A 23478-nucleotide genomic window follows, 5' to 3' on the forward strand; every position below is an offset into this window, starting at 1 on the left:
TACCGGTCGCCTAGGGTCGGTGCATGAGCCACTTCGATGAGGCGTATGCGGCGGTGCAGGCCGCTCTGGACGCCGGGGCGCGTTATGCGGACGCACGAGTCATGGTGCGCCGCACCGAGTCGATGACCGCCCGCGACGGGGACGTCGAGGATCTGAGCTCCGACGAGAGCGCCGGGCTCGGCGTGCGCGCCCTGGTGGGTTCCAGCTGGGGTTTCTACGCCGTGCCCGATCTGTCCGACGGCGCCGCCCGCGCGGCCGGGCGCCGGGCCGCGCGGATCGCCGCGGCCAGCGCGACCGTGCCGGGGCCGCCGATCGATCTCGTGCCGGCCGGCGCGGGCGAGGCCAGCTGGGCCAGCGACTGCGTGGTCGACCCGCTCGGCGTGCCGCTGTCCGACAAGGGCGACCTGCTCGTCCGGGCCACCGCCGCGGCCCGGGACGCGGGCGCCGACATCGCCGAGGGCCTCTACCAGATCTGGGACACCCGCAAGTGGTTCGTCTCCAGCGAGGGTCACCGCATCGACCAGCACATCCGCGAGTGCGGCGCGGGCGTGTCCGCCAGCGTCATCGGCGACGGCGAGATCCAGCGCCGCTCGTGGCCGTCGTGGGGCGGCCAGCACGGCACCCGCGGCTGGGAGCTGGTCGACGAGCTCGACCTGATCGGCAACGCGCCGCGCATGGCCGAGGAGGCGCGCGCCCTGGTCACCGCGCCGCTCTGCCCGGCCGGCGAGACCACGCTGATCCTCGGCGGCGAGCAGCTGGCCCTGCAGATCCACGAGTCGGTCGGGCACGCCATCGAGCTCGACCGCATCCTCGGGTGGGAAGCGGCGTTCGCCGGCACGAGCTGGCTCGACCTCGGAAAGCTCGGCTCGCTGCGCTACGGCTCCGAGCTGATGAACATCACGATCGACCCGGGCATCCCCGGCGCGCTCGGCAGCTTCGGCTACGACGACGAGGGCACCCCCGCCACCAAGCGCGACGCGGTGCGCGACGGCATCTGGGTGGGCGTGCTCGCCGGGCGCGACTCGGCGGCGGTGGCCGGGCTCGACTACGCGGGCAGCGTCCGCTCCGACGGCTGGGCGCGGTTGCCGATGGTCCGCATGACCAACGTGGGCCTCGAGCCGGGTCCGCACACCCTCGACGAGATCATCGAGGCCACCGACGACGGCGTCTACATGGAGACCAACCGGTCCTGGTCGATCGACGATCGACGGCTCAACTTCCAATTCGGATGCGAGATCGGGTACGAGGTGAAGAACGGCAAACGCGGCCGCATGCTGCGCAACCCGACCTACACCGGCATCGGTCCCAAGTTCTGGCAGTCAATGGACATGCTCTCCGCCGAGATCGTCCCCTGGGGCACACCGAATTGCGGCAAGGGCCAGCCCGGGCAGGTCGGGCACACCGGTCACCCGGCGGCGCCGGCCCGGTTCACCAACGTACGGGTGGGGGTGCGCGGATGACCGCCGACATCAGCCGGACCGGCGCCGAGCTGGAGCTGGCCGCCCGGGTGGTCGAGCTGGTCCGCTCGGTCGCCGGCCCGGCCGCCGAGGCCGAGGTCGTGGCCTGGCACAACGCCGAGGCGCTGACCCGCTTCGCCAACTCGGCCATCCATCAGAACGTGGCCGACGCGACCACCACGGTCCGGCTGCGGATGCATCTCGACGGCCGCACGGCCGGCGGCTCCACCACGATCACGTCCGCCGACGGGCTGCGCGCGCTGGTCGAGCGCACGGCCGACGCGGTGCGCCTCAGCCCGGCCGACCCGACCTGGCCCGGCCTGACCCCGCCCTCGCCGCTGCATGTCTCGGCCGGCCACCCCGGCTCGGGCGAGCGCTCGGGGCTCGACTTCGGCTTCGACGAGGCGACCGCGCGCGCCGACCCGGCCGAGCGGGCCGCGCGGGTGCGCGATTTCGTCCGGGCCGCGGGTGGCCTCGAGACGGCCGGGTTCTGCCGCACGATCTACACGTCCGCCGCTTTCGCGAACAGCGCGGGCCAGGCCGTCGAGGGCCGCACCGCGGAGGCCGCCCTGGACGGCATCGCCCGGGCGAACGGCTCCGACGGCGTGGCCCGCCTCGCCGGCGGGCGCCTGGCCGACATCGACGGCGCCGTGCTGGGCGCACGGGCGGCGGCCAAGGCCCGGGCCGGGGAACGCCCGATCGAGCTGCCGCCCGGGCGCTACGAAGTGGTGCTCGAGCCCGAGGCGGTCGCCGACGTGCTCAGCAACTTCGCGATGTTCGGATTCAACGGCAAGGCGTTCGCTCAGCGGCAGTCGTTCGCCGAGCTGGGCGCGGAGCAGTTCGACCCGTCGGTGACCATTGTGGACGATCCGCTCGGCAGCCGCGGCGAGCCCGCGCCGGGCCTGCCGTTCGACACCGAGGGCACACCGCGCGCGACGCTGGTGCTGGTGCGCGACGGGGTGACCAAAGCGGTGGCGCACGACCGCCGCTCGGCGGCCGAGGTGGGCGCCGAGTCGACCGGGCACGCCGCGCCCGATTCGCGCACGTGGGGCCCGATCGCCACGAGCATGCGGCTGGAGGCCGCGCCCCCGGCGACCGAGTCGGTCCTGCCGCCGGCCGACCCGGGCCCGACGGCCGAGTCGGCCCGGCCGCTGGTGGCGCACATGGAGCGGGGGCTGCTCATCACCGACCTCTGGTACACGCGGGTCCTCGACCCGAAAAGCCTCGTCATCACCGGCCTGACCCGCAACGGCGTGTGGCTGGTGGAGGACGGCGAGATCATCGCGGCGGTGGGCAACATGCGGTTCACCCAGTCCTATCCGCAGGCACTGGGCATCGGCATGGTGCGCGGCATCGGCGCCGAGTCGGTCCTGCTGCCCGACCGCTGGTCGGGCGTCCGGTACGCGGCGCCGGCCCTGCACCTGGCCAGCTGGAACCTCACCGGCAACGCCTCGGGGTGACCCACCGCCGCCCGCGGCCAGCGGAGCCACGGCCGGCCGCGGCGTTCCGTGGCGGGCGCTACCCACGGGGGCGCTCGCGGCGGCGCGCTTGACCGGCCGCGCTCGCCCGCAGCGGCGCTCTTAATGCCGCGCTTGACTGGCCGCCGCGCTCGCGGCGACGCGTCTGCCGTGCGGCGACGCTCGCGGCGACGGGCTTGACCGGCTGCGGCGCTTGCGGCGGCGGGCATTGACCGGCGTGTTTCACTGGGCCGGTGAGCGACGCGCCGCGCGACCCCAGCCAGGACGACGCCCCGACCAGCAGAATCCCACTCGGCCGGGAGCCGCAGGAGCACGCCGACGAGCCGGTTACCGGCGCTCCTGCCGGCGCTTCCGACTCATCGCCTCTGGGCGGATCGGCCGCTTGGTCGTTCGGCGGGTCATCGGGCGCGTCCGGCTCAGAATCGGCGTCCGGCACGGAATGGGCCTCAGCCTCAGAATCGGCGTTCGGCTCAGAATCGACGTCTGGCTCAGAATCGACGTCCGGCATGGAACCGGCGTTTGGTGCAGAATCGGCGTTTGGCGCAGAATCGACGTCCGGCATGGAACCGGCGTCCGGCTCAGGGTGGGCGTCCGGTTCGCAATCGGCGTCCGGCGGGTTCGGCTGGACGCCGCCCTTGGGCGCGACCGACGAGACCACCGTCGGCTCGACCGCGGGCACGGCAGCCGGATCCGGCGCGAGCGCGCAGGCGGCGAGTCCCGGATCGGCGACACAAGCGGGCAGTGGGCAGGCTAGCGGCGGACAGACCGGCGGTCAGGCGAGCAGCCGTCAGGCGAGCAGCGGCCGGGCGAGCAGCGGCCAGGCGAGCAGCGGCCAGGCGAGCAGCGGGCCGGCCAGCGGCGGCCAGACCGGCGCGCAGGCGAGCAGCGGGCAGGCCAGCGGCCGGCGAATCGGTGGACAGGCGAGCAGCGGGCAGGCCAGCGGCCGGCGAATCGGTGGACAGGTGAGCGGCGGGCAAACGGGCGGTGGGCCGGCGGCGGGTGCCAAGCCTGGCCGGCGGCGGATGCTCGGCTTCGGGCCGGTGGCCGATCCCGGGGACGAGCGGCAACGGCGGCGACGACGCTGGTTCATCGCCGGCATCTCGGTCGCGGGGGCCGTCATCCTGCTGGCGATCTGCGCGGGTGCTTTCTCGGTCATCTCGGCGATCGACGGCGTGCGGGACCGGGCCGCCGCGGCCCGGGAGGAGCGGGTCGTGCGCGAGTTCGACTGCCTCGACCTCGAGCGCCGGCTCAACCGCCTGATCCCGCCGGGCGCCACCGCCGGGCCGGCCGCGCGGGCGACCGCCATCCGCGACGAGAACTCGGCGGTCCGCATCTACGTCGACCAGTTGGACTCGCAGCGGGACGAGGATGCCTGGCGCCAACTGCTCGACGCGCGCACGATCTATGCCGACGCGCTGGATCGGCAGGCGAAATCCCGTACGCCCGCGTTTTATGTCGCTCCCCGGACCACCGACGACCTTGCCGTCGCCGACGAGCTGATGCGATGGTCTCCGGCGCCATGCGCCGGACCGATCCGCCGGCTGGCCGCGCCGGAGCTCTGAGAACCGGAGCTCTGAGAACCGGACGCCGGGCCGATCCGCGCCGCAGACGTCATATGCCGACCGATCCCCGGTTGTCGCGGCGTCGGAGCCCGGCAACCGGCGCCGGCCAAGATCGAGTCCTCGTTTGCCCATGTCAATGCGAGTGCGAATCAGATTTTGTGACATAGACATCATCCCTGAGCCGCAAACTGTCCCACCCCCGGCGTAACGTGTGCCACACATCACGGACGCATGGCGGCTGTGGGGCTCCCCCGCCCGTTAACAGCCGGGTCACATGACAGGCACGTCAGGGAGAACGAATGACGACGACGGCAACGAGGCCGAGCGGGCCGGCCGACAATCGCGGTGCGCGTGCACGTGCCGCGATCGCGGCGAAGACGTTGCGTACTGACCGATGGTGGTTCCCCCCACTGGTCACTTTCGTGGGTCTAGCGGCATGGGTCATCTACGCGACCGTCCGCGTCTTCATGCACAAGTGGTATTTCGTCGAGGACTACCACTACCTCACGCCGTTCTACTCACCGTGTCTGACCGACCGGTGCGTCGAGGGCGCGGCCGAGTTCGGCACGCCGCTTCCCAGCTTCTGGCTCATCCCCGAGGCGGCGTTCACCCTGCCGTTCCTGCTGCTGTTCCGGTTGACCTGCTACTACTACCGCAAGGCGTATTACCGCGCGTTCTGGCTCTCGCCGCCGGCCTGCGCGGTTCCCGACGCCCACGGGAAATACACCGGTGAGACTCGGTTCCCGCTGATCTTCCAGAACATCCACCGGTACGCGTTCTACGCCGCCGTGATCATCTCGCTGATCAACACCTGGGACGCGATCCGTGCCTTCCAGAGCCCGAGCGGGTTCGGGTTCGGCCTCGGCAACATCATCCTGGTCGGCAACGTGGTGATGCTCTGGCTCTACACGGTGTCCTGCCACTCCTGCCGGCACATCACGGGCGGGCGGCTCAAGCACTTCTCGAAGCATCCGCTGCGCTACCGCTTCTGGACCTTCGTCTCCAAGCTGAACACCCGGCACATGGAGCTCGCCTGGATCACCCTGGGCACGCTGGCGCTCACCGACTTCTACGTCATGGCCGTCTCCGCCGGCTGGTTCTCCGACCTGCGATTCATCGGCTGAGAGGAGCGACGACGATGACCACACGCATCGAACGGCACCACTACGACGTCGTCGTGATCGGGGCCGGCGGCGCCGGCCTGCGCGCGGCGATCGAGGCCCGGCTCGCCGGGAAGAAGACCGCGATCATCTCGAAGTCACTGTTCGGCAAGGCGCACACGGTCATGGCCGAGGGCGGCGCGGCCGCCGCCATGGGCAACGTGAACTCGCGCGACAACTGGATGGTGCACTACCGCGACACCATGCGCGGCGGCAAGTTCCTGAACAACTTCCGGATGGCCGAGCTGCACGCCAAGGAGGCGCCCGAGCGGATCTGGGAGCTGGAAACGTACGGCGCGCTGTTCGACCGCACCAAGGACGGCAAGATCTCGCAGCGCAACTTCGGCGGCCATGAGTACCCGCGGCTCGCCCACGTCGGCGACCGCACCGGTCTCGAGCTGATCCGCACGCTGCAGCAAAAGATCGTGTCCCTCCAGCAGGAGGACTACGCGGCCACCGGCAACTACGACTCCAAGATCCGGGTCTTCGCCGAGACCACGATCACCGAGCTGATGCTCGACGGCGACAAGGTCGCGGGCGCATTCGGCTACTACCGGGAGACCGGCGAGTTCCTGCTGCTCGAGGCTCCGGCCGTGGTCCTCGCGACCGGCGGCGTCGGCCGGAGCTACAAGGTCACCTCGAACTCGTGGGAGTACACCGGCGACGGCCACGCGCTCGCCCTGCGGGCCGGCGCGACGCTGATCAACATGGAGTTCCTCCAGTTCCACCCGACCGGCATGGTCTGGCCGCCCAGCGTCAAGGGCATCCTGGTCACCGAGTCGGTCCGGGGCGACGGCGGCGTGCTGCGCAACTCCGAGGGCAAGCGGTTCATGTTCGACTACGTCCCCGACGTGTTCCGCAAGCAGTACGCGGAGACGGAGGAGGAGGCCGACCGCTGGTACACCGACCCCGACAACAACCGCCGCCCGCCGGAGCTGCTGCCCCGCGACGAGGTGGCCCGGGCGATCAACAGCGAGGTCAAGGCCGGCCGCGGCACCCCGGCCGGCGGCGTCTACCTCGACGTCTCCACCCGGATGCCGGCCGAGACGATCATCAAGCGCCTGCCGTCGATGCACCACCAGTTCAAGGAGCTGGCCGACGTCGACATCACCAAGGAGCCGATGGAGGTCGGCCCGACCTGCCATTACGTGATGGGCGGTGTCGAGGTCGACCCCGACACCGCGGCGGCGGCCGGCACGGTGACCGGCCTGTTCGCGGCGGGCGAGGTCTCCGGCGGCATGCACGGATCCAACCGGCTCGGCGGCAACTCGCTGTCTGACCTGCTGGTCTTCGGCAAGCGCGCCGGTGAGCACGCCGCGGCGTACGTGGATGCGCTCACCAAACGACCCAAGGTCACGACCTCCGACGTGGAGTCCGCGGTCGACCTGGCGCTCGCCCCGCTGAGCCGGCAGACCGGCGAAAACCCGTACACGCTGCAGCAGGACCTGCAGGCGGTGATGGGCGACCTGGTCGGCATCATCCGCCGGGCGGGGGAGCTCTCCGACGCGCTCAAGCGGCTGCAGGAGCTCAAGCAGCGGGTCGCCAACGTCGGCGCGACCGGCGGCCGGCAGTACAACCCCGGCTGGCACCTCGCCCTCGACCTGCGCAACATGCTGGTCGTCTCGGAGTGCACGGCCAAGGCGGCGCTGGAGCGGGAGGAGTCGCGCGGCGGTCACACCCGCGAGGACTTCCCGGCGATGAACCCCGAGTGGCGCCGGGTCAACCTGGTCTGCTCGCTCGACAAGACCGGCGACGTGCATCTCGAGCGCAAACCGCTGCCCAAGATGCGCGAGGAGCTGATCACTCTGTTCGACCGCGCCGAGCTGTCGAAATACCTCACCGATGAAGAGCTGGTCGAGTTCGATGCGCTCGCCGGCGCGGGCAAGACGGAGGCGAAGTAATGGGCACCAAGCGCCACTTCCGCGTCTGGCGCGGGGACTCGTCCGGCGGCGAGATCCAGGACTTCGACGTCGAGGTCAACGACGGCGAGGTCGTGCTCGACATCATCCACCGGCTGCAGGCGACCCAGACGCCCGATCTGGCCTGCCGGTGGAACTGCAAGGCCGGCAAGTGCGGCTCCTGCTCGATGGAGATCAACGGCATGCCCCGGCTGGGTTGCATGACCCGGATGTCCACGTTCGAGGAGACCGAGACCGTCACGATCACGCCGCTGCGAACCTTCCCGGTCATCCGCGACCTGGTCACCGACGTCTCCTTCAACTACGAGAAGGCGCGCGAGACCCCCGCGTTCGCCCCGCCCGAGGGGGTGGCGCCCGGCCAGTACCGCATGCAGCAGGTGGACGTCGAGCGCTCGCAGGAGTTCCGCAAGTGCATCGAGTGCTTCCTGTGTCAGAACACCTGCCACGTCGTCCGCGACCACGACGAGAACAAGGCGGCCTTCTCGGGCCCGCGCTTCTTCATCCGCGCGGCCGAGCTCGACATGCACCCGCTCGACGCGAGGGAAGATCGCAAGGAGTACGCGCAGGCCCACCAGGGTCTCGGCTACTGCAACATCACCAAGTGCTGCACCGAGGTCTGCCCCGAGCACATCAAGATCACTGACAACGCGATCATCCCGATGAAGGAACGCGTCGTCGACCGCCGCTACGACCCGCTGGTCTGGCTCGGCCGCAAGATTTTCCGCCGCGACCAGCTGGACGAGCCGGCCCGCACCCCCGCGACGGTCGGTTCGGCGGCGCCCGAGGTGCACACCCCCGGCACACCGTTCACGAGCGCCCGCCAGGGCGAGGCCCCGCCGGTCCGCGACGACGGCCGCATGGACGTCGCCGAGCTGGCCCTCCCGCACCAGGGCGGCCCGTCCCCGTTCGGTGACGACCAGGACTTCCCGCTCGATCAGATCACCTACACGCCGCCGGCCTCCGAAAAGCCGGTCGTCGACAAGCCGGCCTCCGACGACGAGATCCACTGACGGGCCGAACCACCCGGACTTATCGCAACGCATTCCAGGAGGAGGCTGCCGGCTTCGCGGCCGGCAGCCTCCTTTCATCCGTACGGGCGGAAGGCGGCGTCCCCCTGCCCGCCGACCGCATTGCCCCGCCGACCGCGTCGCCCTGCCCCCAACCGCGTCGCCGCTGCCCTCAGGCTGCGTCGTCGCGTCGCTCGACACACTGCATAGCGGCCGCACTCAAGCCCGCATCGCCCGGCCCACCGTGTTGATGGCAAGCCGCATCGTGGTGGCGGCGCACCCGAACCGCCCATCGCGCTGACGGGGGAAGCCACGCATCACGCCGGCGACGAACCGGGCGTCACCCCTTCGCGCCGGATCCCTTCGCGCCGGATGGCGAGCCGCGCACCGTGGTGGGCGGCTTTGGTCAGCGTGGGTCGGTGGGTGGGTCGTCGCCGGTGGCCAGCGTCAGCTGGGCGATGGCGATGTCGTGCCAGGCGCCGTTCTTGAAGCCGATCCGCGGGTGGACGCCGACCGGACGAAAGCCGAGGGCGGCGTGCAGCCCCTCGCTCGCCGCGTTCGGGAGAGTCATCTTCGCCACCGCCACCCGGAACCCGCGCTCGGTCAGGCGGGCGAGAAGGGCCGTGTACAGGGCCCGGCCCAGCCCCGACCGGCGCCGGCCCGGCGACAGGTAGATGCTGGTCTCGCAGGACCAGCGGTAGGCCTCGCGGGCCGCGAACGGGCGCGCGTAGGCGTACCCGACGACGTCGCCGCCGGTCTCGGCGACCAGCCATGCGTGGGAGCGGGACGTCTCGCGGATGCGGGCCGCCATCTCGTCGTCGGTGGGCGGGCTGATCTCGAAACTCACCGCCGTGTCCAGGACGAACGGCCGATAGATGGCCGCGCATGCCGCAGCGTCGGACTCGTTCGCGGCGCGGATCGTCAGCTCCGCCGATGCTTGCTCAGCCAACCCAGAACCTCCAACGCGGACATGCTCGATCACGTCGTTTCTGATGACCCGTCAGGTCTTGTCCGCCGCCGGATGCGGAGCGGGCGTCGGCGGACCGCCGGCGACCAGCCAGTGCTCGAGGCCGTCGACGATGCGCTCGAGCCCGAAGGCGAATCCCTCGTCCCACAGCTGCCGCGGATCGAGATCGGTCACCGGATTCGCCCGGCGCCACTGGTCGTAATGCGGGTGCTCGGGGCCGATCTTGTCGAGGTAGGGCTCGATCTCGCGGAGCACCTCGGAGGGCGTGACGTTGTCCCGGCCGAAGCCGGCGGCGATCGCGGCCTCGATGGTGGCCGAGCCGATGGCGTGCGCATGGAGCAGCGAGCTGACGTGCGACATCGCGAACCCGGTGAAGCCGGCCTCGGTGAGCAACGCCACCAGCCGATCGCCCATGCGCATGGCGTTGGGCCCGAGGGTGGGCTTGTTGCCGAGCAGGCCGATCATCCACGGGTGGCGCAGCAGCGTGGCACGCAGGCTGTTGGCGAACACCGTGACGCTGACGCGCCAGGGCGCATCGGCGGGCTCGGGAACGTAGACCTCGCCGAGCACCTCGTCGAGGGCCAGCTCGAGCAGCTCGTCCTTGTTCGCCACGTGCCAGTACAGCGAGGTGGCGCCAGCGCTCAGGCTCGAACCGAGGCGGCGCATGCTCAGGCCGGCCGCGCCCTCGGCGTCAAGCAACTCGATCGCTGCGCGGACGATCTGCTCGCGGCTGAGCGCGGGCTGGCCGCCGCGGGCGCGGGGCGGACGCATCCACACCGAGCCGTGGACGAAATCCGGCTTCGAAGGCATACCCCATCCTATAAGCCGCTCGAACAGCGTGCGGCTTCAATGGTACGCTGTTCGAGTCCTCGCACAGCGTACGAGAGAAGCGCGTCATGCCAGAACGCAATCCACGCCGCTGGTTGATCCTCGGGGTGCTCTGCCTGAGCCTGCTCGTGGTCGTCATCGACAACATGGTGCTCAACATCGCCATCCCGTCGCTGATCCGCGACCTCGGGGCGAGCCCGTCCGAGATCCAGTGGATCATCGATTCGTACATCCTGGTCTTCGCCGGTCTGCTGCTGACCGCGGGCAGCCTCTCCGACCGGCACGGCCGGCGCCGTGGCCTGATCATCGGCCTGGTCGTGTTCGGCTTCGGGTCCGGGCTGGCCACCCTCTGCCAGACGCCCGAGCAGCTGATCGCGGCGCGCGGCCTGATGGGCGTCGGCGGCGCGTTCCTGATGCCGGGCACCCTGTCGATCCTCACCACCGTCTTCGACGAGCAGGAGCGCAAAAAGGCGATCGCCATCTGGAGCTCCGTGCTGGCGCTGGGCGGCCTCGGCAGCCCGGTCATCGGCGGCCTGCTCCTGCAGCACTTCTGGTGGGGCTCGGTCTTCCTGCTGAACGTGCCGGTCGCGGCCATCGCCATCGTCGCGGCGCTGCTGATCATCCCGGAGTCGCGCGGCGCGGCCACCCGGCCCGACCTGCTCGGCGCGCTGTTCTCCATGGTCGGCATGACCGCCCTGGTCTGGGCGGTCATCTCGACGGCCCGCGACGGCTGGGAGTCCGCGCAGACCATCGGTGGGTTCGTCGTCGCGGCTGTCGGGATAGCCGCGTTCGCCCTCTGGGAACGCCACGTCGCCGAGCCGATGCTGCCGCTGTCGCTGTTCCGCGACCGCAACTTCGCCGGGTCGAGCTTCTCCATCGTGCTGCTGTCCTTCTCGGCCGGTGGCGTGGTGCTCGCGCTGACGCAATACATCCAGTTCGTGCTGGGCTATTCGCCGATCCGGGCCGGGCTCGCGTTCGTCCCGATGATCCTGACCGTGATGGTCTTCAACGGCGTGGGCGTGGTGGTCGACAAACGGCTCGGCACCCGCGCCGCGCTGGCGATCGGCCTGCTCCTGATGGCGGGTGGTTTCGGGGTGCTCGCTTTGCTGGAGCCGGGCGACGGCTATCTCAAGCTGGCCGCCGCGCTGGTCGTGATCGGCATGGGCAGCGGCATCGCCGGGCCGGCGGCCTACGGGACGCTGTTGGGCGCGCTGCCGCCCGAGCGGGTGGGTGTCGGCTCCGCGGTGAACGACACCGTCCAGCAGGTCGGTCAGGCGCTGAGCATCGCGGTGCTGGGCAGCGTGCTGACCGCGGCCTACCGGTCGGCGATGCCCGGCGAGGTGGCCGCCCAGGCCCGCGACTCGATCGGTGAGGCGCTGCGCATCGCGGCCCAGACCGGCGACGCGGCGCTCGCCCAGGTGGCGAAGGACTCGTTCGTCGACGCCGTTGCCACGACATCGCTGATCGGCGTCTTCGGCGGCATCGCGGCGGCGGTCGTCGCGGTAGCCGTCCTGCGCCCCAAGCCGAAACCGCCGGCGGACGCGACACCCAGCCCCGCGCCGATCCCGGTCCCCGAGCACCAGCCATGACTGACCAGCCCGTCGGTGCTCCCGGCCTCCGCAGCCCAGCCACCCCGGACCACCCCTGCGGCGGTCCCGCGCCCCGCGGACCAGCCCTGACGGAGTTGTCCACAGGCCCGGCTCCGCGGGTCGCCGCCATTCGCACGGATGTACTAACATGGCCGAGTGACCAGCACTTATCAGCCGTCGATGCTCGACCTCGTGGCCGGGCCCACCCCCACGCTCGAGCCGCTCGCCGGCCGCCTGACCCGTCACCGGCTGACCGCCGGCGCCTGGGTCGACGTGCTGCCCGGTTGGCTCCAGGGCTCCGACGAGGTCTTCGACACCCTGCTCGCCATCGACTGGCGTGCCGACCGCCGCCAGATGTATGACAACGTGGTCGACGTGCCGCGGCTGCTCCGATGGTTCGGCGGCGCCGAGCCGCTCCCTCATCCCGCGCTCACCGAGGCCCGGGCGGCGCTCTCCGCGCACTACGCCGACGAGCTGGGCGAGCCGTTCGCGACCGCCGGCATGTGCCTCTACCGCGACGGCCGCGACAGCGTCGCCTGGCACGGCGACACCCTCGGCCGCTCGGCCCGCCACGACACCATGGTCGCGATCCTGTCGCTCGGCGCCCCGCGCTACCTGTCGCTGCGCCCGCGAGCCGGCGGCCACGACACGATGCGCTTCCCGCTCGGCCACGGCGACCTGATCGTCATGGGCGGTTCGTGCCAGCGCACCTGGGAGCACGCCATCCTCAAGACAGCCAAGCCGGTCGGCCCGCGCATCAGCGTCCAGTTCCGCCCGATCAACGTGGCCTGAGCCAGGCGCAGGGTCCGGCCGCGAGGCGAGGACCAGCACGAGGGCGAGGACCAGCACGAGGGCGAGGCCAGGGGACCGACAGGATGCCAGGGGCCGACGCGCGCGCGAGGGCCAGGCCGGCGCGCGACCAAGGGCCGGTTACGAACTACTAAGGGCGGCCGCCGGAAGGAACGTCCCAGAACTCGGTCCAAAGAGACGTGCTCACGTCGTTGCCCCAGAGCAGGCCTCGTTCTGAGGCGGCCGCGATGGTTGCCACGGTTCGCACGAAGGACAGGCTGACCAGGTGCCAGTCACTGCCGGCCGAGCGAGCCCCGGCGTCGAACGCCTGCATGGCGGCGAAGGTGGGCTCGTAGCGGGGCAGGTCCAGCTCGTTCAGGACGGTGACCAGCTCGGCCGTCTCCGGGACGGTCAGCCAGCCGTGGATGCCTTCCGTGCGGCCGAACCGGTAACCCCAGACGGCACCCCTGGTGGCCAGCGCCTCGAGCAGCCCACGGACCGGCGCGGTAACCGGGACGTGCTGGTGTTCCAGGACGGGACGGTAGTAGTCGGGCGTGATCGTGCGGCCCAGGAATTGTGACCAGCCCAGGCAGCGGGTCGCCACCGCCGCCTCATGCAACGCCGTCAGCGCCTCCACACCTTGGGGGTCCTGGTCCTGGAAGAAGCGGCATCGCTCGCGCTCGGGGCAGTCGAGCACGTTGCACGTCATCTGCCGGCCGGTCAGGCGGTCGATCGAGCGGTCCCCGGCGTACCGCAGGTCGGCCCCCAGCCAGGTGCAGTATCGGGCCAGGTCGGTGGGCCACTCCCGTAGCTCCGCCATCAACTGCCGCCAGGTGTCGCCGTACTCCGACTCGACCTGCAATATCTCGGCGAGCCACGGGACCGCCACGCCGGAACGCATCAGCTCGGTCAGTCCGGGAACGACCTCGTCCCGGTAGCGGACGTAGTCGAACACGTGAATCTTGGCGTCAGCACCCACCTCACCAAGATCTCATCGCTGAGGTAGCGGCCGCAGTCGATTTAACTCGATACCAACCCGTTGCCGAACAGCAGTCAAACAGAGCCATTGACGCCGCCGCCGCGAAAGTTACACTCCAAGTGTAAAAAGTTGACCTTCGCAGGCCTGCACGCTCCACACAGGACATCCGCCGGTCCGAGCCCGAGGTGACCATGTCAACACCCGATGAACAGGGGCTTTCCCTTCATCACCTAACCGTCCGCTTCGGCGGTCTACTCGCCCTCGACGATGTCTCGCTGCGCGTCCCGCCCAAGAAGGTGATCGGCGTCATAGGCCCCAACGGCGCCGGCAAGACGACGCTTTTCAATGTGATCTCGGGGTTCGTCGCGCCGCAGTCGGGGGCGATCACCCTCGACGGCCGGCCCTGGCGACCCCGTCCGCACCACCTGCGCCGGCACGGCATCGCCCGCACCCTTCAGGGCGTCGGCCAGTTCGGTGGCATGACCGTCCTGGAGAACGTCCAGGTGGGCCTCAAGGCCCCCCGCGGCAACAGAGGCTACCGCGGGTCCAAGAGCCAGCAGGACGCGTACGCCGCGCTCGAGCGCTGCGGCGTCGCCGACTACGCGAACGCCTACCCGGGCATGCTGCCCTACGCCAAGCGCAAGCGGGTCGAGCTGGCCCGCGCCCTGGCCGCGCGGCCGCGGATCCTCATGCTCGACGAGCCCGCCGGCGGCCTCGACGCCGACGAGATCGACTGGCTCGCCGATCTGATCCGTGAGGCCGACACCACCGTCCTGCTCGTCGAGCACCACATGGACCTGGTCATGTCGGTCTGCGACGAGATCCTGGTGCTCGACTTCGGCAAGCCCATCGCGCTCGGCTCCCCCGGCGAGATCCGCACCGATCCCAAGGTCGCCGAGGCCTACCTGGGGGCAGCGGCATGACGGCCCTCCTGGAGATGACCGGGCTGACCGTCGGCTACGGCGCCGCCCCGGTCCTGCACGAGGTCGACCTGAGCGTCAGGGAGGGCCGCATCGTCACCGTCCTCGGCGCGAACGGCGCCGGCAAGACGACGCTGCTGCGAGCCGTGAGCGGCCTCCTGCACCAGAGCGCCGGAAAGATCACGTTCGACGGCGTCGACCTGCGGACCGTCAAGGTCGAGCGCCTGGTCCGGCACGGCATCGCGCACGTCCCCGAGGGCCGCGGCGTGGTCACCGAGCTGACCGTCGACGAGAACCTGCGGCTGGGCGGCCTCTGGCGCAAGCCGCGACCGGATCTGGGCGAGATCTACGAGCTGTTCCCGCCGCTCGCCAACCGCCGGAACCATCTAGGACATCAGCTCTCCGGCGGCGAGCGCCAGATGCTCGCGATCGGCCGTGCGCTGGCCGCCAAGCCGCGCCTGCTGCTGCTCGACGAGCCGTCGCTGGGGCTGGCGCCCAAGATCACCGCGCAGATCATGGGCCTGCTGCGCGACCTGCGCGACCGCACCGGCCTCGCCGTCCTGCTGGTCGAGCAGAACGTACGCAGCGCGCTCTCGGTGGCCGACGAGGGCGTGGTGCTCAACCTGGGCCGGGTCGTGACCAGGCAGAAGGCCGACACGCTCGCCGACGACGCCGATCTCCGGCACGCCTACCTGGGGTTCTGACATGGACCGATTCCTTTATCTGACCTTCGACGGGCTCAGCCGCGGCGCGGTCTACTCGGCGTTCGCGCTGGCCCTGGTGCTGATCTGGCGGGCCGCGCGGATCGTGAACTTCGCCCAGGGCGCGATGGCCGTCGCCACCGCCTATGTCGCCTATTCGGTGGCGAGCGCGACCGGCTCGTACTGGATCGGCTTCGTGGTCGCCATCGTCGGCGGCCTCGTCCTCGGCGCGGTGGTCGAGCGGGTGGTGATGCGCTTCGTCGACCACTCGTCGCCGCTCAACGGCGTGGTGGTGGCGCTCGGCCTGGTGCTGATCATCCAGGGCGTGCTCGGCATGATTTACGGCAACAACTTCCGCCCGGCCGAGGCGCCGTTCAGCCGGGACGCCTTCCAGGTCGGCGGGGTAGCGCTCCTCTCGCGCTACGACCTGTTCGTCTTCGCCGCGGTGGGCGCGGTGGTCGTCCTGCTCACGCTTCTTTTCACGCGTACGTCCACCGGCCTGCGCATGCGGGCGGCGGCTTTCGCCCCGGACGTGTCGCGCCTGCTCGGCGTGCCGGTCGGCGGGATGCTGACGCTCGGCTGGGCGCTGGCCGCCGCAGTCGGCTCGCTGGCCGGGATGCTGGTCATCCCCACCGAGCTGGGCCTGCATCCGAACGCGATGGACCTGCTGTTCATCTCGGCGTTCACTGCCGCGGTGCTGGGCGGGCTGGACAGCCCGATCGGCGCGGTGGTCGGCGGCCTCGTGGTGGGCCTGCTGCTCGCGTACGTGAGCGGCTATCTCGGCGCGACCGTGGCGCCGATGGCGGTGCTGATCCTGCTCGTGGTGGTGCTGCTGGGCCGACCGGACGGCCTGTTCTCGAGGGCGAAGGCGAGGACCGCATGACGATCTTGGCGCAGCGCGCGACAAAGACCGACAACCGGCAGAAACCGCCGCCCAGCCGGTGGGCCCCGCTGCTGATCGTCCTGGTCGGGGCGGCCGCGGTGGTGAGCCTCACCTACGTCCTGCCCCCATTCCGCAACTACCAGCTGGCGACGATCGGCGCATACCTCTGCGTCACCGCGGGCCTGACCGTCCTCACCGGACTCAACGGCCAGCTCAGCCTCGGCCACGGCGCCCTGATGGCCACGGGCGCGTACACGCTGGCGCTCTGGCAGGACAAGGTCAACCTGCTGTGGCCCGGCATCGTCGTGGCGATCGCGGTCACGACGCTGGTGGGCGCGGTGATCGGGCTGGCCGCGGCCCGCCTCCGCGGCCCCTATCTGGCCGGTCTGACCCTGGCCGTCGCCGTGGTCGTCCCGAGCATCACCAGCACGTTCGACGAGACGTTCAACAGCGATCAGGGACTCTCCGTGGCCCTCGATCCGCCACCCGGCGTGCTTCCGGTGGAGCAGTGGCAGGCGTGGATCTGCTGGGCCGCCGCGCTGCTGACGGTGCTGCTTCTGGCGTACGTGATCAGGGGTCGCTTCGGCCGGGACATGCGCGCGGTGCGCGACGACGAGACCGCCGCCAAACTCGCGGGCGTCAGCGTCGCCCGTACCCAAGTCCTGGCCTTTGTCATCTCCGCGGCCTGCGCCGGCCTGGCCGGCGCCCTGTTCGCCGTGCTCGCCCAGAGCGTCTCGCCGGGCGCCTTTCCGCTCACCCTCTCGCTCTTCCTGCTGATGGCGATCGTGATCGGCGGGCTCGGCCGCTTGTCGGGGGCGCTGATCGGCGCCTTCCTGCTGGTGGCGCTGCCCTCGGCGGCCCAGTCGATCGCCGAGGACGCGGGCTCGCAGCATCTCGAGGGCAACCTGGCGCTGACCGTCTTCGGCGTCGTCCTCGTCCTCGTCATGCTCGCCGCGCCCGGCGGGCTGGCCTCGCTTCTCGAGAGGGCTACCGCTCGCATCCCACGACGCATCAAATCCCCCAAAAAACCGTAATCAGAAAGGCCGGAAAATGAGTCTTCAGTCAGGTCAAGGGTGGTGGCGGGGCGGTCCGACGGGGAAACGCGCCGCAGCCGTCCTCGCCGCGCTGCTGCTGGTCGCAGGCTGCAGCAACGGAAACGGAAACGGCAGTGGCGGCAGCAGCGACACTCCCGGCGTGACCGACAGCGAGATCCTGGTCGGCACGCATCAACCGCTCACCGGACCGGCCGCGGCCGGCTACTCCTCGATCGCCCCGGCCACCAAGGCCTACTTCGATTACGTCAACGCGAACGGCGGCGTGCACGGCCGCAAGATCAATTACAAGATCATGGATGACGGCTACAACCCGGCCAACACCCAGACGGTCGTCCGCCAGCTCGTGCTGCAGGACAAGGTGTTCGCGATCCTGAACGGCCTGGGCACGCCGACGCACACCGGCGTGCTCGACTTCCTCAAGACCAACCGGGTGCCCGACCTCTTCGTGGCCAGCGGCAGCCGCAGCTGGAACCAGCCGGACAAGTATCCGGGCACGTTCGGCTTCAACCCCGACTACACCGTCGAGGGCAAGATCCTCGCCACGTACGTCAAGGAGACCTACCCGGGCAAGAAGGTCTGCTTCCTCGGCCAGGACGACGACTTCGGCCGCGACAGCCTGGCCGGCATCGAGAAGATCCTCGGAGCGGTCACGGCCAAGCAGAACTACGTGACCAGCAACCCCAACGTCGGCCCGCAGATGGGCGCGCTCAAGGCCGCGGCGTGCGACGTCGTCATGCTCGCCACGATTCCCGGATTCACCGCGCTGGCGGTCGGCACGGCCGCGAAGATCGGTTTCAAGCCGAACTTCGTGGTCAGCAACGTCGGCTCCGACCCGACCACGGTGAGCAAGACGCTGGGCGCGGCGGCGCCGCTGCTCGAGGGCCTGGTGGCGGCGAACTACCTGCCGCTGGCGACCGACGACGCCAACCCGTGGATCCAGCTTTACAAGAAGGTCAACAGCCAATACAACGGGAACGCCGAATTCGACAACAACGTCGTGTACGGCATGTCGGTCGGCTACCTGTTCGTCCAGGCACTGCAGGCCGCGGGCAAGGACCTGACCAGGGACAAGCTCACCGAAGCCGTGCAGAAGGGCGGATTCACCGGGCCCGGGCTGGTGCCGGTGCGCTATTCGGCGCAAGATCATTCCGGGTACGCGGGTGAGCAGCTCACCAAGCTCACCGGCGGCAAGGCGGTGTACTTCGGCACGCCGTACACGACCGACGACAAGGACGGCGCCGTCACCGCGTACTCGGGCGCGGCGGCCGCGCCTCCGCAGAACGGCATCCCCGCGGCACAGTAGCGTCGGGGTCGGAACGAATCACGAAGTGCGAGCAGAGGAGCGGCGATGGCGGACCAAGTGGCGATCGTGACCGGAGCCAGCAGGGGAATCGGCTTCGCCATCGCGCAACGCTTCGTTGCCGAAGGTTACAAGGTCGCCGTCACCGGGCGCAACGCGGAGGCGCTCGCGCAGGCCGCGCTCGATCTCGGCGGCCCGGAGGTGGCGATCGGCATCCCCGGCAAGGGCGATGACGGCGATCACCGGGCCGCCGTGGTGGACACGGTGCTCGGCCGGTTCGGCCCGATCACCACGCTGGTCAACAACATCGGGATCAACCCGGCGTACGGCCCGCTCGGCTCGCTCGACCTGGGCGCCGCCCGCAAGATGATCGACGTGAACGTGCTCGGCACCCTCGGCTGGGTGCAGGAGGCGCTGCGCGGCGGTCTGTCCGAGGGCGGCGCCATCGTCAACATCTCCTCGGTCTCGGGCGTACGCCCGGCGCCGGGCATCGCGTTCTACGGGGTGACCAAGGCCGCGCTGATCCACCTCACCGAGGAGCTGGCCGTCGAGCTGGCGCCGAAGGTGCGGGTCAACGCGGTCGCCCCGGCGGTGGTCAAGACCAGGTTCGCCACGGCCCTCTACGAGGGTCGCGAGGAGCAAGTGGCGGCGACGTACCCGCTGCGCCGCCTGGGCGTGCCGGAGGACGTGGCCGGCACGGTCGCGTTCCTGTGCGGCCCGGACGCCGCCTGGATCACCGGCCAGACCGTCGTCATCGACGGCGGCGTCACGCTCACCGGGACGGTGCAATGACCCGGCGGGTCGTAGTCACCGGGGCCGGCGGCGGCATCGGCGCGGCGCTGGCCCGCCGGTTCGCCGCCGACGGCGCCCGGGTGATCGTCAGCGATCTCAACGCCCCGGCGGCGCGCCAGATCGCCGCCGAGGTCGGCGGGCTGGCCGTCGCCGCCGACGCGGCGAACGAGGACGACACCCGGCGGCTGATCGAGACGGCCTTCGCCGAGCTCGGCGGGGTCGACCTGTTCTGCTCGAACGCCGGCGTGCTGACGGCCGGCGACGAGAACACCCCCGACGAGGCGTGGCAGCGGGACTTCTCGGTCAACGTGATGTCCCATGTCTACGTCACCCGGCACCTGCTGCCCCGCTGGCTCGACCAGGGCTCGCATCGCCTGCTCGTCACGGTCAGCGCCGCGGGGCTGCTCTCGATCCTCGGCAGCGCTTCGTATGCGGTCACGAAACACGCCGCGCTGGCGTACGCCGAATGGCTGCGCGCCACGTACGCCCATCGGGGCCTGATCGTGCAGGCACTCTGCCCGCAGGGCGTGCGCACCGACATGCTCACCCGCGGCAACGAGCGCGACAGCGCGAGTGCCCGGCTGCTCGCCGAGGGCGCGCTGGAGCCGGCCGAGGTGGCCGAGGTCGCCGCCAAGGCGATCGAGGGCGAGAGCTTCCTGATCCTGCCGCACCCCGAGGTGGCCGACTACTACAAGCTGCGGGCGACCGACACCGATCGCTGGCTCGGCGGGATGAACAAGATCCAGCGAGCGTTCGAGGGTGATCGCGCGTGAAGGGCCTCGACCTCGAGAAGCTGCGGACCTATCTGGGATCGGCCCGGCCGCTGACCGGCGAGATGTTCGCCGGTGGAAGGTCCAATCTCACGTACGCCGTGACCGACGGCGAGCAGCGGTGGGTGCTGCGCCGTCCCCCGCTCGGCCACGTCCTGCCGACCGCGCACGACATGGTCCGGGAGCATCGGGTGCTGGAGGCGCTCGCCAAGGCCGGATTCCCCGCGCCGCAACCCGTCGCGCTTTGTACCGATATTTCGGTTATCGGGGCTCCGTTCTACCTGATGGAGCACGTCGACGGCCGGATCTACCGCGAGGAATCGGATCTGTCGGGCATGGGCGAGGCGGCCCTGCACGACCTGGTGCTGCGGCTGGTGGACACGCTCGCCGACCTGCACGCGCTCGACCCGGCCGCGATCGGTCTCGCCGACTTCGGCCGGCCCGAGGGCTTCAACCAGCGCCAGGTCAGCCGCTGGAAGAAGCAGCTGGACGCCTCCCGCAGCCGCGAGGTGGCCGGCATCGACGAGCTGCACGCCCGGCTGGCCGTCGACATCCCGGCCGGCGGCCCCGGCGCCGTCGTGCACGGCGACTACCGGCTCGACAACGTCCTGATCGGCGCGGACCTGCGGATCAACGCGGTGCTCGACTGGGAGATGTCCACGCTCGGCGACCCGCTCAGCGACGTGGCCCTCATGCTCGTCTACGCCGGCCTGCCGCTGCAGGTCAGCGGCGGCCGCGCCACCGTGCCGCTGCAGGTCGCCGGGCATCCCTCGCTGCGCGAGATGAGCGCCCGCTACGCCGCGCGCAGCGGTCGCGACGTGAGCGACCTGCACTGGTACGTGGCCTTCGCCGCATTCAAGCTCGCGGTGATTCTCGAGGGCGTGCACTACCGCTACGTTCAGGGCCAGACCGTCGGTGCGGGGTTCGATTCGATCGGCAACCTGGTCGGCCCGCTGGTGATGCGCGGCCACAAGGCGCTGGAGGGGAACTGATGGAGTTCGGCTTCGACGCGAAGACCGAGGACTACCGCAAGCGGCTGCAGTCCTTCATGGACGAGCACGTCTACCCGGCCGAGCCGTCGCTGAGCTCGCACACCGGGTGGGAGCCGCCGCCGGTGCTCGCCGAATTGCAAGCGCGGGCCAAGAGCGAGGGCCTGTGGAACCTCTTCCTGCCCGGCGAGCACGGCGCCGGCCTGACCAATCTGCAGTACGCGCCGCTGGCCGAGATCACCGGCCGCAGCCCGTCGCTGGCCCCGGCCGCCTTGAACTGCGCCGCCCCGGACACCGGCAATATGGAGGTGCTCGCCGAGTTCGGCTCGCCCGAGCAGCAGCGGGAATGGCTCGAACCGCTGCTGCGCGGTGAGATCCGCTCGGCGTTCGCGATGACCGAGCCCGGCGTGGCCTCGTCGGATGCCACCAACATCGGCACCCGGATCGCCCGCGACGGCGACGAGTACGTCATCAACGGCCACAAGTTCTACATCAGCGGCGCCATGAACCCGAACTGCAAGATCTTCATCGTGATGGGCAAGACCGACCCGTCCGCCGAGCGGCACGTGCAGCAGAGCATGATCCTCGTGCCGCGGGACACCCCGGGCCTGACCGTCAAGCGCGGGATGCGGGTCTTCGGATACACCGACGGCGATCACGGTGGCCACGCCGAGGTGCTCTTCGAAGACGTACGCGTGCCGGCCTCGAATTTGATCGGCACCGAGGGCAGCGGCTTCGCGATCTCGCAGGCCCGTCTCGGCCCCGGACGCATCCACCATTGCATGCGCCTGATCGGCATGGGCGAGCGTGCGCTCGAGCTGATGTGCACGCGGGCGCTGTCCCGCACCCCGTTCGGACGGCCGCTCGCCGAGCAGGGCGTGGTGCAGGACTGGATCGCCGAGTCCCGGGTGCGCCTCGAACAGGCCCGGCTGCTCGTGCTCAAGGCGGCCTGGCTGATGGACACGGTCGGCAACAAGGGCGCACACACCGAGATCCAGGCCATCAAGATCACGGTACCGTCCACCGTGGAGTGGATCATAGACAAAGCCATTCAGACGTACGGCGCGGCCGGCGTCAGCCAGGACACGCCGCTGGCCGCGCTGTGGACCGCCGCGCGCACGCTGCGCCTGGCCGACGGCCCCGACGAGGTGCACAAGCGATCGCTGGCCCGCCGGGAGCTCAACCGCTGGAGAGACAGGTGACCGCTTCCCCGCAGCGGGTGGACGGCCGCACGGCCCGCTCCGAGCGCACCCGCAACGCCATCGTCGACGCGCACCAGCAGCTGATCCGCGAGGGCGACCTGCGCCCCACGGCGGAAAAGATCGCCAAGCAGGCCGGCGTCTCGCTGCGCGCCCTGTGGAGCCACTTCGCCGACATGGAGGCCCTGTTCGCCGCCAGCGGCGAGCGCGTCCTGGAGCTGCGCGACGCCTCGCACCGCCCGATCTCGCCCACGCTGCCGTTGGCCGAGCGCATCGAGGCGTACGCGAAGCAGCGCGCCCGCATGCTCGAGCAGATCGCCCCGAACGCCAAGGCCGCGGCCACCAAGGAGCCGTTCTCCGAGACCTTGCAGCGCTATCGGCGCCTGCACGTGACCCGGGTGCGCGACGAGCTGGCGGTGTTGTTCGCCGCCGAGATCGACGGCGACGAGGAGTTGTTGAACGCTTTGACGGCGGTCAGCATGTGGCCCACCTGGTCCACTTGGCGCGAGCCGATGAACATGTCGGTGGCAGCGTCACGCGCCGCCCTGGCCCGCACCATCAACGCCCTGCTGACCGTTCGATAAGTAAGCAGAACGGGCGCAGAAAACCACTCAGCACGGCTTCACATGAATGCCTGCGGCAACAGGCCCGCGCACCACGCTTTCTCCAATCCGTCAAGGAGATCTGGGAGCCTCGTGTCGATGTCCACCGCGACCGGCTCGGCAAAGTCCGGCGGTGGCGGCACCGACACGGTCTGGCCGCTGTAGTGCCCGCAAGATGGGCACCATCGGTACCGGGCCGACTTGCCCCCGGACAGACGCTGGTAGTAGCTGCGCACCGAAACGGTACCGTCAATCGGGCACATCACCTGCCGCGGCTCGACCCAAAACGAGACCTCTGCGAATCCCTGCTCGATGGAAAGGGCATCCCGCCAGTCATACGTCCGCCACGTTCGATCGGTACCAAGCATGTCCGCCACCTCGCGAGTCTATGAGGTTCTCCGCACGAACTCGTTCCACATCCTCACCCCATACGCCTCGGCCTGTCCCTCGGTGCCTGTGTGTCCGAACGCCGCCATCGACGTCTTCTCGTAGGTGGTGCGCACCCACGGCGCGTGGTCGAGCGCGACCCACG

The 23478-nt window shown here is 70.5% G+C and carries 24 protein-coding genes; 19 read left to right on the forward strand and 5 right to left on the reverse strand.

Translation table 11 applies throughout. The features are described from left to right. The first annotated feature begins 23 nt into the window (after positions 1 to 23). The 3 genes from ACFQS1_RS16625 (at position 24) to ACFQS1_RS16635 (ending at position 3689) form a co-directional block, all read left to right on the forward strand. A complete protein-coding gene (locus tag ACFQS1_RS16625; RefSeq protein WP_378968906.1) occupies positions 24 to 1460 on the forward strand; it encodes a TldD/PmbA family protein in 1437 nt (478 codons plus the stop codon). After that, positions 1457 to 2917 carry a TldD/PmbA family protein gene (locus tag ACFQS1_RS16630; RefSeq protein WP_378968908.1) on the forward strand — a complete coding sequence of 487 codons (1461 nt, stop codon included), beginning with the start codon at positions 1457 to 1459 and terminating at the stop codon, positions 2915 to 2917. Before ACFQS1_RS16625 ends, ACFQS1_RS16630 begins: the two co-directional genes overlap by 4 nt. A 400-nt stretch (positions 2918 to 3317) precedes the next feature. Further along, positions 3318 to 3689 (forward strand): hypothetical protein, encoded by a 372-nt coding sequence (locus tag ACFQS1_RS16635; protein ID WP_378968910.1) that lies wholly within the window; start codon positions 3318 to 3320, stop codon positions 3687 to 3689. 33 nt (positions 3690 to 3722) lie between these two features. On the opposite strand, the gene ACFQS1_RS16640 is transcribed toward ACFQS1_RS16635, so the two are convergent. Continuing rightward, positions 3723 to 3941, reverse strand: a complete 219-nt coding sequence (locus ACFQS1_RS16640; protein WP_378968912.1) for a hypothetical protein — start codon at positions 3939 to 3941, stop codon at positions 3723 to 3725. Between the two features lie 34 nt (positions 3942 to 3975). Here ACFQS1_RS16640 and ACFQS1_RS16645 point away from each other — a divergent pair, with 34 nt between their 5' ends. The 4 genes from ACFQS1_RS16645 to ACFQS1_RS16660 all read left to right on the forward strand — a co-directional run bounded on the left by ACFQS1_RS16645 (position 3976) and on the right by ACFQS1_RS16660 (position 8586). Further along, complete coding sequence (locus ACFQS1_RS16645; RefSeq protein ID WP_378968914.1) at positions 3976 to 4497, forward strand: hypothetical protein; 522 nt, start codon at positions 3976 to 3978, stop codon at positions 4495 to 4497. Positions 4498 to 4796: 299 nt separating this feature from the next. After that, positions 4797 to 5621 carry a hypothetical protein gene (locus ACFQS1_RS16650; protein ID WP_378968917.1) on the forward strand — a complete coding sequence of 275 codons (825 nt, stop codon included), beginning with the start codon at positions 4797 to 4799 and terminating at the stop codon, positions 5619 to 5621. A gap of 14 nt (positions 5622 to 5635) precedes the next feature. Continuing rightward, positions 5636 to 7558, forward strand: coding sequence for a fumarate reductase/succinate dehydrogenase flavoprotein subunit (locus tag ACFQS1_RS16655; RefSeq protein ID WP_378968919.1), 1923 nt, complete (start codon positions 5636 to 5638; stop codon positions 7556 to 7558). Further along, complete coding sequence (locus ACFQS1_RS16660) at positions 7558 to 8586, forward strand: succinate dehydrogenase/fumarate reductase iron-sulfur subunit (protein ID WP_378968921.1); 1029 nt, start codon at positions 7558 to 7560, stop codon at positions 8584 to 8586. The genes ACFQS1_RS16655 and ACFQS1_RS16660 overlap by 1 nt, the downstream gene beginning before the upstream one ends. A 403-nt stretch (positions 8587 to 8989) precedes the next feature. Here ACFQS1_RS16660 and ACFQS1_RS16665 read toward each other — a convergent pair whose 3' ends face one another. Both ACFQS1_RS16665 and ACFQS1_RS16670 read right to left on the reverse strand, forming a co-directional pair. Then, a complete protein-coding gene (locus tag ACFQS1_RS16665; protein WP_378968924.1) occupies positions 8990 to 9532 on the reverse strand; it encodes a GNAT family N-acetyltransferase in 543 nt (180 codons plus the stop codon). 51 nt (positions 9533 to 9583) lie between these two features. Further along, a complete protein-coding gene (locus ACFQS1_RS16670; RefSeq protein WP_378968926.1) occupies positions 9584 to 10360 on the reverse strand; it encodes a TetR/AcrR family transcriptional regulator in 777 nt (258 codons plus the stop codon). An 86-nt stretch (positions 10361 to 10446) separates the two neighbouring features. Between ACFQS1_RS16670 and ACFQS1_RS16675 the strand changes: the two genes are divergently transcribed. Together ACFQS1_RS16675 and ACFQS1_RS16680 are read left to right on the forward strand one after the other, a co-directional pair. Further along, a complete protein-coding gene (locus tag ACFQS1_RS16675) occupies positions 10447 to 11967 on the forward strand; it encodes an MFS transporter (protein WP_378968928.1) in 1521 nt (506 codons plus the stop codon). A gap of 156 nt (positions 11968 to 12123) precedes the next feature. Then, the gene (locus tag ACFQS1_RS16680) at positions 12124 to 12759 is read left to right on the forward strand and encodes an alpha-ketoglutarate-dependent dioxygenase AlkB (protein ID WP_378968930.1); all 636 of its coding nucleotides are present in this window, start codon (positions 12124 to 12126) and stop codon (positions 12757 to 12759) included. Between the two features lie 148 nt (positions 12760 to 12907). Here the strand turns inward: ACFQS1_RS16680 and ACFQS1_RS16685 are convergent, their stop codons facing one another. Next, positions 12908 to 13735 (reverse strand): hypothetical protein, encoded by an 828-nt coding sequence (locus ACFQS1_RS16685; RefSeq protein WP_378968933.1) that lies wholly within the window; start codon positions 13733 to 13735, stop codon positions 12908 to 12910. Between the two features lie 191 nt (positions 13736 to 13926). Between ACFQS1_RS16685 and ACFQS1_RS16690 the strand changes: the two genes are divergently transcribed. Genes ACFQS1_RS16690 through ACFQS1_RS16735 form a run of 10 tightly spaced genes read left to right on the forward strand, consistent with a single transcriptional unit; the run spans position 13927 to position 22928 of the window. Further along, positions 13927 to 14658, forward strand: a complete 732-nt coding sequence (locus tag ACFQS1_RS16690; RefSeq protein ID WP_378968935.1) for an ABC transporter ATP-binding protein — start codon at positions 13927 to 13929, stop codon at positions 14656 to 14658. After that, positions 14655 to 15359, forward strand: coding sequence for an ABC transporter ATP-binding protein (locus tag ACFQS1_RS16695; protein WP_378968938.1), 705 nt, complete (start codon positions 14655 to 14657; stop codon positions 15357 to 15359). The genes ACFQS1_RS16690 and ACFQS1_RS16695 overlap by 4 nt, the downstream gene beginning before the upstream one ends. 1 nt (position 15360) lies before the next feature. Next, on the forward strand, positions 15361 to 16239 hold the full coding sequence (locus tag ACFQS1_RS16700; RefSeq protein ID WP_378968940.1) for a branched-chain amino acid ABC transporter permease: 879 nt from the start codon (positions 15361 to 15363) through the stop codon (positions 16237 to 16239). Then, a complete protein-coding gene (locus tag ACFQS1_RS16705; protein ID WP_378968942.1) occupies positions 16236 to 17273 on the forward strand; it encodes a branched-chain amino acid ABC transporter permease in 1038 nt (345 codons plus the stop codon). Before ACFQS1_RS16700 ends, ACFQS1_RS16705 begins: the two co-directional genes overlap by 4 nt. Positions 17274 to 17289: 16 nt before the next feature. Next, the gene (locus tag ACFQS1_RS16710; protein WP_378968944.1) at positions 17290 to 18597 is read left to right on the forward strand and encodes an ABC transporter substrate-binding protein; all 1308 of its coding nucleotides are present in this window, start codon (positions 17290 to 17292) and stop codon (positions 18595 to 18597) included. Between the two features lie 45 nt (positions 18598 to 18642). Beyond that, positions 18643 to 19386: an SDR family oxidoreductase gene (locus ACFQS1_RS16715; RefSeq protein ID WP_378968947.1), complete on the forward strand. Its 744-nt coding sequence runs from the start codon at positions 18643 to 18645 to the stop codon at positions 19384 to 19386. Next, on the forward strand, positions 19383 to 20159 hold the full coding sequence (locus ACFQS1_RS16720) for an SDR family oxidoreductase (protein ID WP_378968949.1): 777 nt from the start codon (positions 19383 to 19385) through the stop codon (positions 20157 to 20159). The genes ACFQS1_RS16715 and ACFQS1_RS16720 overlap by 4 nt, the downstream gene beginning before the upstream one ends. Next, positions 20156 to 21148: a phosphotransferase family protein gene (locus tag ACFQS1_RS16725; protein WP_378968952.1), complete on the forward strand. Its 993-nt coding sequence runs from the start codon at positions 20156 to 20158 to the stop codon at positions 21146 to 21148. The genes ACFQS1_RS16720 and ACFQS1_RS16725 overlap by 4 nt, the downstream gene beginning before the upstream one ends. Then, positions 21148 to 22347, forward strand: coding sequence for an acyl-CoA dehydrogenase family protein (locus tag ACFQS1_RS16730; RefSeq protein ID WP_378968954.1), 1200 nt, complete (start codon positions 21148 to 21150; stop codon positions 22345 to 22347). The genes ACFQS1_RS16725 and ACFQS1_RS16730 overlap by 1 nt, the downstream gene beginning before the upstream one ends. Further along, positions 22344 to 22928 carry a TetR/AcrR family transcriptional regulator gene (locus ACFQS1_RS16735; RefSeq protein ID WP_378968956.1) on the forward strand — a complete coding sequence of 195 codons (585 nt, stop codon included), beginning with the start codon at positions 22344 to 22346 and terminating at the stop codon, positions 22926 to 22928. The genes ACFQS1_RS16730 and ACFQS1_RS16735 overlap by 4 nt, the downstream gene beginning before the upstream one ends. Positions 22929 to 22966: 38 nt before the next feature. Here ACFQS1_RS16735 and ACFQS1_RS16740 read toward each other — a convergent pair whose 3' ends face one another. Next, entirely contained in the window at positions 22967 to 23323 is a 357-nt protein-coding gene (locus ACFQS1_RS16740; protein WP_378968958.1) for a hypothetical protein, read from the reverse strand. Between the last annotated feature and the right edge of the window lie 155 nt (positions 23324 to 23478).

The organism is Paractinoplanes rhizophilus, assembly GCF_042664765.1.
Classification (GTDB): Bacteria; Actinomycetota; Actinomycetes; order Mycobacteriales; family Micromonosporaceae; genus Actinoplanes; species Actinoplanes rhizophilus.